The organism is Acinetobacter sp. YH01011 (genome assembly GCF_013420785.1).
Taxonomy (GTDB): domain Bacteria; phylum Pseudomonadota; class Gammaproteobacteria; order Pseudomonadales; family Moraxellaceae; genus Acinetobacter; species Acinetobacter towneri.
This window is the reverse complement of sequence record NZ_VOYG01000002.1, coordinates 79,811-92,366: the sequence shown is the minus strand read 5'-3', so window position 1 is coordinate 92,366 and position 12,556 is coordinate 79,811. Positions and strand designations below refer to the sequence as shown.

The 12,556-nt window shown below is 42.8% G+C and carries 10 protein-coding genes and 2 tRNA genes; 6 read left to right on the top strand and 6 right to left on the bottom strand.

Features of this window, described 5'->3' with window-relative positions:
• Positions 1-219: 219 nt before the first annotated feature.
• Positions 220-1,497, bottom strand: a complete 1,278-nt coding sequence (locus FTT78_RS01780) for an O-acetylhomoserine aminocarboxypropyltransferase/cysteine synthase family protein (protein ID WP_004974425.1) — start codon at positions 1,495-1,497, stop codon at positions 220-222.
• Positions 1,498-1,778: 281 nt separating this feature from the next.
• Here FTT78_RS01780 and ettA point away from each other — a divergent pair, with 281 nt between their 5' ends.
• Complete coding sequence (gene ettA, locus FTT78_RS01775) at positions 1,779-3,440, top strand: energy-dependent translational throttle protein EttA (protein ID WP_004974427.1); 1,662 nt, start codon at positions 1,779-1,781, stop codon at positions 3,438-3,440.
• 128 nt (positions 3,441-3,568) lie between these two features.
• Here ettA and FTT78_RS01770 read toward each other — a convergent pair whose 3' ends face one another.
• From FTT78_RS01770 to FTT78_RS01750, 5 genes are all read right to left on the bottom strand, one after another.
• Positions 3,569-3,910, bottom strand: coding sequence for a hypothetical protein (locus FTT78_RS01770; protein ID WP_180043467.1), 342 nt, complete (start codon positions 3,908-3,910; stop codon positions 3,569-3,571).
• A gap of 154 nt (positions 3,911-4,064) precedes the next feature.
• Positions 4,065-4,140, bottom strand: a tRNA-Glu gene (locus FTT78_RS01765).
• 36 nt (positions 4,141-4,176) lie between these two features.
• Positions 4,177-4,252 (bottom strand) — tRNA-Ala (locus tag FTT78_RS01760).
• Positions 4,253-4,309: 57 nt separating this feature from the next.
• On the bottom strand, positions 4,310-5,818 hold the full coding sequence (gltX, locus tag FTT78_RS01755) for a glutamate--tRNA ligase (protein ID WP_180043464.1): 1,509 nt from the start codon (positions 5,816-5,818) through the stop codon (positions 4,310-4,312).
• 141 nt (positions 5,819-5,959) lie between these two features.
• Positions 5,960-6,247 (bottom strand): hypothetical protein, encoded by a 288-nt coding sequence (locus FTT78_RS01750; RefSeq protein WP_178867217.1) that lies wholly within the window; start codon positions 6,245-6,247, stop codon positions 5,960-5,962.
• Positions 6,248-6,751: 504 nt separating this feature from the next.
• Between FTT78_RS01750 and FTT78_RS01745 the strand changes: the two genes are divergently transcribed.
• From FTT78_RS01745 to FTT78_RS01725, 5 genes are all read left to right on the top strand, one after another.
• On the top strand, positions 6,752-7,765 hold the full coding sequence (locus FTT78_RS01745) for a sulfate ABC transporter substrate-binding protein (RefSeq protein ID WP_096901291.1): 1,014 nt from the start codon (positions 6,752-6,754) through the stop codon (positions 7,763-7,765).
• Between the two features lie 197 nt (positions 7,766-7,962).
• The gene (gene rsmH, locus FTT78_RS01740) at positions 7,963-8,874 is read left to right on the top strand and encodes a 16S rRNA (cytosine(1402)-N(4))-methyltransferase RsmH (protein ID WP_004974437.1); all 912 of its coding nucleotides are present in this window, start codon (positions 7,963-7,965) and stop codon (positions 8,872-8,874) included.
• An 11-nt stretch (positions 8,875-8,885) separates the two neighbouring features.
• Positions 8,886-9,215: a cell division protein FtsL gene (ftsL, locus tag FTT78_RS01735; protein ID WP_136144459.1), complete on the top strand. Its 330-nt coding sequence runs from the start codon at positions 8,886-8,888 to the stop codon at positions 9,213-9,215.
• A 12-nt stretch (positions 9,216-9,227) separates the two neighbouring features.
• On the top strand, positions 9,228-11,051 hold the full coding sequence (ftsI, locus tag FTT78_RS01730) for a penicillin-binding protein PBP3 (RefSeq protein ID WP_131260649.1): 1,824 nt from the start codon (positions 9,228-9,230) through the stop codon (positions 11,049-11,051).
• Between the two features lie 10 nt (positions 11,052-11,061).
• Positions 11,062-12,555 (top strand): UDP-N-acetylmuramoyl-L-alanyl-D-glutamate--2,6-diaminopimelate ligase, encoded by a 1,494-nt coding sequence (locus tag FTT78_RS01725; RefSeq protein ID WP_180043462.1) that lies wholly within the window; start codon positions 11,062-11,064, stop codon positions 12,553-12,555.
• Position 12,556: the final 1 nt, after the last annotated feature.

Sequence of the window (12,556 nt, the reverse complement as noted above, 5' to 3'; positions counted from 1 at the left end):
GGCTTTATGATAGCCGATTGCACAAAAAAAGCTATGGAATAAGTGGTTGAATTTAAAAATGAATTTAGAGTAATTGCTCTATTTTTGTGAGCTGTATATCTTTATTTTTACCATGAAATAAAGCTAATGCAAAGACATACAAAGAAAAATTAAAATAAAAAAGCATCCTGTTGAAATTAATCAGCAGGATGCCAGTACAAAGTTTGAACTGATGAGTTTTTATACGGCTGCTAAAGCTTGCTCTAAATCGGCAATTAAGTCATCGGCATGTTCAATCCCGATGGATAAACGCACCATATCTTCACTCACACCAGCCGCTTTGAGTTCATCTGCACTCAACTGACGGTGAGTGGTGGTTGCAGGGTGGCAAGCCAGACTCTTGGCATCGCCAATATTGACCAAGCGTGTGAATAATTGCAGTGCATCAATAAAGCGGGTTCCGCCTTCACGGCCATCTTGCACACCAAAAGACAGAATTGCAGAAGGTTTGCCTTTCACATATTTTTGTGCCAACGCATGTTGCGGGTGATCTTTCAAACCTGCGTAATTGACCCATTTCACTTTTGGATGTGCCTGTAAATATTCCGCTACTTTTTGCGCGTTTTCAGTATGGCGTTCCATACGCAGGCTTAAGGTTTCTAAACCTTGTAAAATTAGGAATACGTTATGCGGGCTAATCGCTGCACCTGTATTGCGTAGTGGTACTACACGTGCACGTGCAATAAATGCTGCAGCGCCTAAGGCTTCTACATAGTTCACACCATGGTAACTTGGGTCAGGTGTATTTAAGGCTTTAAAACGCTCAGGATATTTGCCCCAAGGGAATTTACCGCTATCGACAATAATGCCGCCAATAGACGTACCGTGACCACCAATATATTTGGTCAGTGAGTGAATGATGATGTCTGCGCCAAAATCAAATGATTTTTGCAAGACAGGCGTGGCTACAGTGTTATCCACCACCACTGGAATGCCGTATTCGTGCGCAATTTTCGCAATCGCTTCAAGGTCAATAATATTGCCCAATGGGTTACCAATGGATTCTACAAAGACCAGTTTGGTTTTGTCATCAATCAGGTCGCGTAAGCTTTCAGGCTGTTGATAATCGAAGAAACGTACTTCAATGCCTTGTTTAGGCAAGGTGTGGGCAAATAAGTTGTAAGTACCGCCGTATAAAGTTGATACTGAAGCAATGTTATCGCCTGCTTCGGTAATGGTCTGAATTGCGTAGGTAATTGCAGCCATACCCGATGCTAAAGCCAATGCGCCAATCCCGCCTTCAAGTGCTGCAACACGTTGCTCCAATACTGCAGTGGTTGGGTTCATAATACGGGTGTAAATATTGCCTTGTACTTTTAAATCAAATAAATCGGCACCATGTTGCGTATTATCAAAGGCATAAGAAGTGGTTTGGTAAATAGGCACAGCCACGGCTTTGGTGGTTGGTTCTGGGCTATAGCCTGCATGAATGGCCAAAGTTTCGTCTTTATAGGTCATGTTTACTTCATCTTCGTGAGTTAAATTGGTTTGAGTCTAGCACTTTTAAATATGAAAGAAAGTGTAAAAATGCTGCAATATTTAGCTGTAAATTTGATATAGCAGGCAAAAAGTCCTGTGCTTATCCGCTGATCGCTAGAGTTGTAACAAAGCATGCAAGATGTTTGTGGTGTCTTATTTTTTCTCCGTATTCAGGTATAATACCCGATTATTTTTTCGCTCATTAGAGCAGGGGCTGCTCATCTGAGCCCCAGATTTGGTTTTCTATTGAGGAGTCCTACGTGGCCCAATATATTTATACGATGAACCGAGTGTCGAAAATGGTTCCGCCTAAGCGCGAAATCTTGAAAGACATCTCCTTATCATTTTTCCCAGGTGCGAAAATTGGTGTGCTTGGTTTAAACGGTGCAGGTAAATCGACTTTGCTCCGTATTATGGCGGGCGTAGATAAAGATTTCTCTGGTGAAGCTCGTGCACAGCCAGGCATCAAAATTGGTTATCTTGAGCAAGAACCACCACTAGACCCGAGCAAAGATGTACGCGGCAACGTGGAAGATGGTGTGCGTGAAGCTTTAGATGCTTTAGAGCGTTTAGACCAAGTTTTTGCAGAATATGCAGATCCAGATGCAGATTTCGACAAACTTGCAAAAGAGCAAGAGAAGTTAGAAGCGATTATCCAAACTTGGGATGCACACAACCTGAACAATCAGCTTGAACAAGCAGCGGCAGCATTAAATTTGCCAGCTTGGGATGCTGATGTTAACAAATTATCGGGTGGTGAGCGTCGTCGTGTGGCTTTATGCCGTTTGTTATTGTCTAAACCAGACATGCTGCTTCTAGACGAGCCGACGAACCACTTGGATGCAGAATCTGTATCTTGGTTAGAGCGTTTCTTAAAAGACTTCCCAGGTACGATTGTGGCAATTACCCACGACCGTTACTTCTTGGATAACGTTGCAGAATGGATTTTAGAACTTGACCGTGGACATGGTATTCCATATCAAGGTAACTACTCTTCATGGTTAGAGCAGAAAAATAACCGTTTAGAGCAAGAACAGAAGCAAGAAGAATCTTTTGCTAAAGCCTTGAAAAAAGAATTGGAATGGGTACGTTCCAATGCGAAAGGCCAGCAAAAGAAAAACAAAGCGCGTATGGAGCGTTTTGAAGAGCTTAACTCGCGTGAATTCCAACAGCGTAACGAAACTTCTGAAATTTATATTCCACCTGGCCCACGTTTAGGGAACAAAGTGGTGGAAGTGGAAAACATCAGCAAGTCATTTGGTGATCGCTTACTTTACGAAAACCTTTCCTTTACTGTGCCGCCTGCAGCGATTGTGGGGATTGTCGGTCCAAACGGTGCGGGTAAAACGACTTTATTCCGTATGATGACTGGCGAGCAGCAACCTGATACGGGCAGCGTGACTTTAGGTGACTCGGTAAAAGTGGCTTATGTCGGTCAGATTCGTGACACTCTAGATGATGACAAAACTGTTTGGGAAGAAGTTTCTGGCGGTTTAGACATTTTGAAAGTGGGCGATTATGAAATTGCATCGCGTGCTTATATTGGTCGCTTTAACTTTAAAGGTCAGGATCAGCAAAAACGCGTTGGTGAATTGTCGGGTGGTGAGCGTAACCGTTTACAACTGGCAAAAATTCTACAGCAGGGCGCAAACGTGATCTTGCTGGATGAGCCATCAAACGACTTGGATATTGAAACTTTACGTGCACTGGAAGATGCAATTTTAGTCTTCCCAGGTACAGTGATGGTGGTATCGCACGACCGTTGGTTCCTAGACCGTATTGCAACGCACATCTTGTCATTCGAAGATGAGCAACCAGAATTCTTTACAGGTAACTATACTGAGTTTGAAGAATATCGCCGCAAGAAATATGGTGATGATCTGGCAACCAAACGTAGCAAATACCGTAAAATTGGCGCTTAAGTCTAAAAACTTGAGTTCTCATTAAAAAAACCAGCCGAGAAGGCTGGTTTTTTTATATTTGCTCGATGATGTGGTCTTGTGATCAACCTAGCAACATTTTTCTTAATCTAGATGTAGACCAGTGAGGTTTAAACTTCCCACTCATGTGCACATTCACGGCACTTCCATTTTTTTTGTGACTGCATAAAGGCTTGCATAGAAATTTTGAAATCAGGCAAATCACGATAAAACAAGAAACCTGCAATTACACACAGCACAAATACCGCCACAGTAATGCTTTGTAAGGTTGTGCCTGCACCATCACCAAAAATCCACATGGCGATACTGATCAAGACAAGAAGTAATAAGACAAATACCGCTGGAATAAGCATCACCAAGCTTTTAGGCACAACAGGACGTGGCGTTGCTTGACCTGCCTGTGCAACAGGCATGATTTTTGGGCTTTGACATTTAGGGCATCGGTATTGCATTACAACTCCAAAATTCTAATCTGATCGTTATTCTAACCAAATGTACGGCAAATCAAAAACAGTCTGTCAGAAAACAGGGCAATAAAAAAGCCCAAGTCATTGCTTGAGCTTTATTATAAGATGAAGATAAGTGAATTTATATTCATCTTGAATATGGCGTCCCTACGGGGATTCGAACCCCGGTTACCGCCGTGAAAGGGCGATGTCCTAGGCCTCTAGACGATAGGGACTTGATGAGGCAACACAGGTAAAGCCTTATTTAAACTTGGTGGAGTCAAGCGGGATCGAACCGCTGACCTCTACAATGCCATTGTAGCGCTCTACCAACTGAGCTATGACCCCAGTCTGTGTGAGCGCAATATTAGGGCTATTGCGCGCACACGTCAACAAAAAAATGAATTAAGCTGGATCAATTGCATCATTTTTCGGCAATTTGATGCTTTCATTCAGTTTTTCCCAGACTTTAACTTCTTTTTTGCTTGGTCCGCCAACCACTTCTAAGGCATGACGCAAACGCGCAAAGGTCAGGTCAGGACCAATGGTGACCATGGTTTGCATCACAGGTGTAGATGCGGTTGAACCTGCAATTGCAATAAAGAACGCAGGCATGAAATCACGCAATTTGATTTCCATTTGGTTGGCTAAATCCATTAGGGTTTGGCTCACCGTGTCGTGGTTCCAAGTAAATAGACTTTCTAAACGCCAAATTGCAAATTGTAGGCTTTGACGCACTTGTTCTTCAGACAGTTTTTTACTTTCAAACTGTTCCTTGCTCAAGCTTGGGAAATGGTTGAAGTAATGTGCAGACCAATTGACCGCTTCTGAGAGTAAATGAATACGCGGTTGAATCGCGGCAGCAATCTCTTCCAATTTGGCACGATCTGCTTTCCAAGCCAATAAGGTATCTAGCAGCTCAGCAGGTGAAAGCGCTTTAATCCATTGACCATTCAGCCAATTGAGTTTTTCCACATCAAAGATAGGGCCGCCTAGTGAAACACGTTGAATATCAAAGTGTTCAATCATTTCGGCTAAGGTGAATTTTTCACTTTCATCTGGCATTGACCAACCCATGCGACCTAAATAGTTCAGCAAAGCTTCAGGTAATACGCCAATGTCTTTGTAGTAGTTGATTGAAGTTGGGTTTTTACGTTTAGATAATTTTGATTTGTCTGGGTTACGCAACAATGGCATGTGGCATAACACAGGCATATCCCAACCAAAATATTGATAAAGCAATTGGTGTTTCGGTGCCGATGGAATCCATTCTTCACCACGAATCACGTGAGTGATTTGCATCAAATGGTCATCGACCACGTTGGCCAAATGGTAAGTTGGCAAGCCATCTGTTTTCAGCAAAATTTGCATATCGACTTGCGCCCATGGAATTTCCACTTCACCGCGCAGCATGTCATTAAATTTACATACGCCTTCGGTTGGCACTTTCATACGAATAACATGCGCTTCGCCTGCCGCTAAACGACGCTGCACTTCATCTGCAGACAAGTTTAAACCACGACCATCGTAGCGCGGGCTTTCACCACGTGCTTGTTGTTCTGCACGCATTTGATCTAGTTCTTCGCTAGTAGCGAAGCAATAGAAAGCATGCCCTTGTTCAACCAATTGCAAGGCGTATTGCTTATAAATATCCATACGTTCAGATTGGCGATACGGTGCATGTGGGCCGCCGATATCTGGACCTTCTGCCCAATTTAAGCCTAACCAACGCAATGAATCCAAAATCATTTTTTCAGATTCAGGGGTTGAGCGCAGTTGGTCAGTATCTTCAATACGAAGAATAAATTCACCACCGTGTTGTTTGGCAAAACATAAGTTAAACAAGGCGATATACGCTGTTCCCACGTGCGGGAAACCAGTAGGAGAAGGCGCGATACGAGTACGAACAGTCATAAGCAAAAATTAATTCAAAATGTAAATTGCAACCATTATAACGAAAAAGCCCAAGTACTTAATGTTAAATTCAACATTCTGTACTTGGGCGTTTCAACTGCATTTGAAAAGGGGATTAAAGGCAGTGAGTTTGATGCAGACTTATGAGTTACCTTGCGGGAATAAGGCTTGTACGAAACGGCTAAAACGCTGATTTTGCAAGGCAAAGAAATTTTGAGTTGGGGCAAGATTAATTGAAGTCAGCACTTTTAAATCATTATTTGATTCAAACTTTTGCTTGTCTGCCTGTTTTTGTTGGGTAAGGGCTTTTTCAATTAAAGACCCCTTTTCCGCAGTTAAATGGGTTTTACTTTCAGTAGACTTGATCACAGCACTGTGACTGACTGTGCTTAAAGTGAGTAATGCTGCGCATATGAGTTTAGATTTCATCTTGATTCCCCCTTTCCTTTATGAATGAACTCACAATTTATAAATTGTTTTAATCACTTTAATATTTAATCACAAAAATCATAACAAAAGTAGATTTGCGTCACACTCTTAATAAGATCTTTATCATCATTTACTCACTATATACCGATTTTTCAGATGATCTTTGATTTAGAACATGTTGTAACAAACAACTGTGGAGATATCGTGAAGATTGTTACAAAAGTCACAATAAAATAGTTTTGAAGCGGGTTTGATTGCTGTGATGTCGCTTATTTTACCGTTGAGTCTAAAAACGGATCAAAGTTTTATTCACTTTTTATATATCTAATCCATAAAAAGGTATAAATTTGGAATAAACGCCGCATCTTGAATTAAATTGATTAAAAACAATTAATTAAAGCTAAATTATTTGAATTTAATCATTTTTTGCATGTTTTTTACAAATTGCGCAGCGCCTGAGCATTGCATATATTGAGCGACAGATTAAAGGTGATGTGTGCTGTAATGAAAACTCAATTGAAAGCTTTATTGGCTGCTGCGCTATTGGCAACAGGTTTTGCTGCAACGACTGCTCAGGCTGCAGATCGTCAGTTTTTAAATGTATCGTATGATGCGACCCGCGAATTTTATGATGAATTTAACAAGTCGTTTGGTCAGTACTGGAAAAAACGTACAGGTTTAGACGTCAACTTTAAACAATCACATGGTGGTTCAGGCAAGCAAGCGCGTTCTGTGGTCGATGGTTTAAAGGGCGATGTCGTCACTTTGGCATTGGCGAATGACATTGAAGAAATTGTAAAGTCAGGTCAAATCCAAGCAGGTTGGCAAAAAGAATTTCCTCATAACTCTGCGCCTTATACCTCGACCATCGTCTTTATGGTGCGTAAAGGCAATCCGAAAAACATTAAAGACTGGAATGACTTAACCAAACCAGGCGTACAAATTATTACCCCTAACCCGAAAACAGGTGGTTTGCCACGTTGGGTGTATTTATCGGCTTGGGGTTATGCAGAAAAGCAGCCGGGCGGCTCTAAGGCCAAAGCGCAAGAATTTGTGGGCAAGATGTACCACAATGTAAAAGTGATGGATTCGGCAGCACGTGCGTCGATGACTACATTTGCTGAACGTGGCATTGGTGATGTGTTGTTGACTTGGGAAAATGAAGCCCTTGTAACTTTAAAAACCTTAGGCAAAGACAAGTTTGATATTGTTTATCCATCTATTTCTATTTTGACTGAACCTTCGGTGGCAATCGTAGACCGCACAGTAGAAAAAAATGGCAATAAATGGTTAGCGACAGGCTATATCAACTATTTATATTCACCTTTAGGTCAGGAAATGGCGGCTAAGCATTTCTACCGTCCACGTAATGAAAAAGTCCTTGCAAAATATGCAGCACAATTCCCGAAATTAAAAACCTTCACGATTGATGAAGTGTTCGGTGGCTGGGAAAATGCACAAAAAACACATTTTGTGAATGGTGCGATTTTCGACCAAATTTATAATACTAAGCGTTAAACAGATATCCATTTTCGGCTAATCTTTTATTGGATTGGCACACAAAAAAATCTCTACGGAGATTTTTTTGTGCTTTAAAAAAGTCAAAAACGGTTTTCCCTATGGAAAGTAATATTTATCTACAAAAAGACGTTTGGAGCTTTGCCAAAACAAGGTAATAATGTGCAGTTACATTTTAGCTGTATTGATTGAACCTTATGTCGCATATTTCTGTATTACTTCATGAAACTGTTGATGCCGTGTTGGCAGATCGCAATACAGGAATTTATGTCGATGCCACCTTTGGACGAGGTGGACACACGCGTTTGTTGTTATCCAAATTGGATGCGCAGGCGCGAGTTTATGCCTTTGATAAAGATCCACAAGCTTTGGCCGTGGCAGCAGAATTGGCGCAGCAAGATTCGCGCTTTCAAATTATTCATGCCAGTTTTGCTGATATGCAGCAAGCGTTGAATGATTTGGGCGTCACTCAGGTCGATGGTGTGATGGCCGATTTAGGCGTGTCGTCACCACAGCTAGATCAGGCAGAACGCGGTTTTAGCTTTATGAAAGACGGCCCGCTTGATATGCGTATGGACAATTCACAAGGCCCGACTGCAGCAGAATGGCTGGTGGATATTGAAGAAGAAGCCTTAGCCAATGTGATTTTTCAATATGGTGAAGAACGTTATAGCCGCCGTATTGCCAAAGCCATTAAACAGGCGGGTTATATTGAAACCACCGCACAATTGGCTGAAATTGTAAAAGTTGCCCATCCGAAGTGGGAAAAAAACAAACACGCTGCAACGCGTACTTTTCAGGCAATTCGTATTGCGATTAATAAAGAATTAGAAGATATTGAAAACTTCTTACCGCAGGCGGTTGAGGTATTAAAACCCGAAGGTCGTTTGGCTGTAATTAGCTTCCACTCTTTGGAAGATCGTTTAATTAAACAGTTTATTCAAAAAGAATCGAGCCTGCCTGAAGATTCAGGTTGGGGCTTGCCACAACAGCAACAAGATACACGTCGATTGAAAAAAATCTCACGTGTGCGTGCCAGTGATGAAGAAGTCAAAGCCAATCCACGCTCACGCAGCGCATGGCTACGTGTTGCAGAAAGATTAGCTTGAAAAGGCCAATAATGAAAACTGAAACCGTTAAAAAAAATCAATCTCAAGTGCGACTGAAAAAAATGGTCGCCTATTTTATTTTATTGGCGCTGGTGTTTATCAGCGCGATTATGGTGGTGTTTCAAGTGTTTGAATATCGCCATGATTATCGTGAGCTGAGTTCTTATATGCGCGAGCGAGATGACTTAAATGCCGAATGGGGACGTTTGTTAATTGAACAGCAGACCTTTGGTGCAACTGCACAAATTGGCACCCGTGCGGTGACGCAACTGCGTATGTATTCACCGCCCGCACCGCAAACTGTGGTGATTTCTTTGCCTACAACCTCAGAACAACAATAAGGCGAGTTGCACATGGTCGATACGCGTAAAAAGCAAACCCGAAAGAAACAGCAATCGGTAACTGGAAAAAATGCCATTCATGTAGAAATGTGGCGTTTTTACTTAATGTGGGCTGTGGTACTGCTGGTGTTCGTGGCACTGGTGGGACGTGCTTTTTATGTGCAAATTGTGAACCATGACTTTTTACAAAACAAAGCCAATGCCAATATTTTAAGAACAGAAAAGCTCAAAGCTATGCGCGGGGTGATTTATGATCGCCACGGTGTGCCTTTGGCAATTAGTACCCCTGTAATGAAAGTGGTGATTGATCCACGTGATTATTTTGACAATAAAAAACTGTTTGAAGAAATTACAGCCGAGTTGGAAAAAAATCCGACCAGTCGTAAATTGCAGCGTCAATTGCCAGATAAAAACTTGAATTTAGATGAACTTGCCGATGCAGTTGGGATGGATCGCCAAGAACTGAAAAATAAAATGAACGAGCGTCCGCGTTCACGTTATTTGGTTTTACAAAAAGAAGTGCCGCCGCAACAGGCAGAGCTGATTCTAAAACGTAATTTCCAAGGGGTATATACCGAGAAAAACTATAAGCGTTATTACCCGCAGCCACAGCCGAATGCACAAATTATTGGTTTGACCAATAGTGAAGGCACAGGCATTGAAGGCTTGGAAATGCAGCTAAATACCCGCTTGGCAGGCGTGGATGGCGAACAGCAAATCGTGCGCGATAAAAAGGGTAACCGTGTCAAAGACCCAGAAGTGGTGAGAGAGGTTGAACCGGGCGAAAATATTACCCTGAGTATCGATTCACGTTTGCAATACATTATGTATCGTGAATTGACTGCAGCAGGGGTGGCAAATAATGCCCGTTCAGCCACAGCAATTGCGGTAGATGTGAAAACGGGTGAAATTTTGGCGATGACCAGTTGGCCGTCGTATAACCCGAATGACAAAAAAAGTTTGTCCAATAAAGATGCCATGCGTAACCGTGGTGCGGTGGATTCTTTTGAACCGGGTTCGACCATGAAGCCTATGACGGTGGCAATGGCACTGGAAAGTGGCAAATATTCACCGAATACCGTGGTCAATTTAAGTGGTGGTTCAATGCGGGTGGGTAATCACACCATTCGTGATACCCACAATTATGGCTCACTGACTTTGGCGGGAATTATCCAAAAATCGTCAAACGTGGGTGTGGCGAAAATTGCTTTATCTTTACCGTATGCAACCTTACCGACTTTTTATAAGCGTTTAGGGTTTGGTGCGCGTTCTGCAGTGAAATTTCCGGGTGAAAGTGCAGGTTTAATTTTGCCGCCAAGCAAGTGGAATGTGTCGGAAGTGGCGACCATGTCTTATGGTTATGGTTTGAACGCCACTGTGCTGCAATTGGCAGATGCCTATGCCATGCTTGCCAATAAAGGCGTAAAAATGCCGCTGAGTTTATACAAATTAGAAGAACAGCCTAAAGGCGAACAAATTGTTGATGCTAAAATTGCCGATCAAGTTCTACTGATGATGGAAGCCGTAACGTTACCCGGTGGTACGGCACGTCAAGCCAATATTCCAGGCTATCGGGTTGCAGGTAAAACGGGAACAGCGCATAAACTTCGTGCAGACCGCAAAGGCTATTCACAGACTGAATATCGTGCCTTGTTTGCTGGGGTTGCGCCAGTCAGTGATCCGCGTTTAGCCATGGTTGTCGTGGTGGAAAATCCAACAGGACAGTATTATGGTGGTTTGGTGGCAGCGCCTGTATTTGCTCGTGTGATGCAAGAATCTTTACGTTTAATGAACGTACCTTTAGATAAACCTTTAGAAACTCCCAACATCCAATAACAGGTGACGCATGTCTATCAGCTTTCAAAATATTTATCGCAGTTCCCGCGTTGCAGATTGGATGATACAAGACTTTCAGGGCTTTCAACTCGACAGCCGCCATGTGACAGCAGGGCAAATTTTTATTGCCCTGACCAGTTTGTCGCAGCCTGAAAAAACCGCACAATTTGCACAAGCAGCTTTAGATCAAGGTGCTTTGGCGGTGATTTCGGAAACTGAACTGGCAGTTGCCAATAATTTGGTGGTGCCAGATGTGCGTCAGCGCATGGGACAGTGGCAAAAACAATATTTACAAGCACGACAGCCTGTACCTTTAGCGCGTATGCTTGCAGTCACGGGCACCAATGGTAAAACCACGATTTCCCGCTTAATTGCTGAGTTGTTAATGTTACAAGCCCAACGCTGTGCGGTAATGGGCACCACAGGCAACGGAATTTTGCCTAATTTGGAAGCTTCAACACATACCACTTTAGATGCCTTGCAACTGCAAAATGCTTTATACAGCTATGCACAACAGGGGGCAAAATTTGCCGCAATTGAAGCCAGTTCACATGGTTTGGAGCAAGGGCGCTTAAATGGCTGCGATATTGAAATTGCGGTATATAGCAACCTGAGCCGTGATCATTTGGATTATCACGGTACTTTAGAGGCGTATGCTGCAGCCAAAGCCATGCTGTTTCAGTTTGCCAGTTTAAAAGTTGCAATTGTCAATTTAGATGATGAATATGCTGGGATCATGTTGCAAGCGGCGCAACAGAACCCTGCGCAACCGAAAATTTTGACTTATTCCATGCAGCAAGCGGCAGACTATCAAGTACAGCAGATTGAATACAGTCTGAATGGTGTACGTTTCCATCTACAAACTGCTACGGCAGAATATGTGGTGCAAAGTCCGTTGCTCGGACATTTTAATGTTGAAAACTTGGTCGCGAGTTTAATCGCAGCAGAGCAAGCAGGTTTTGCATTACAGGATTTAATACACACGACTGCACAACTTAAAGGCGCACCGGGGCGTATGCAAGTGTTGCGTGATGCAGAGCGTTTATTTGTGGTGGATTATGCACACACGCCAGATGCCCTAATTCAAGTGTTGCAAACCTTAAAACGCCATGTTAGCGCACAGCTTTGGGCGGTGTTTGGCTGCGGTGGAGATCGGGATCGTGGTAAACGCCCACTGATGACCCAAGCGGCATTGGACTATGCCAATGTTGTGCTTTTGACTTCTGATAACCCGCGTACAGAAGATCCTTTGCAAATTTTTGCCGATATGCAGACAGGTGTCGATTTGTCGGTGGCACAGAGCCATGAAATTCATGATCGTCGTGAAGCGATTAAATATGCAGTCAAACATGCACAGTCAGGCGATATTGTCTTGATTGCAGGCAAAGGTCATGAAAACTATCAAGAAATAGATGGGGTAAGACACTGGTTTGACGATGTGGTTGAAGTGCAATCTGCGATAGATGCACAGCATTGTTCACCTTCTGCTTATCCTGCCCAATAAG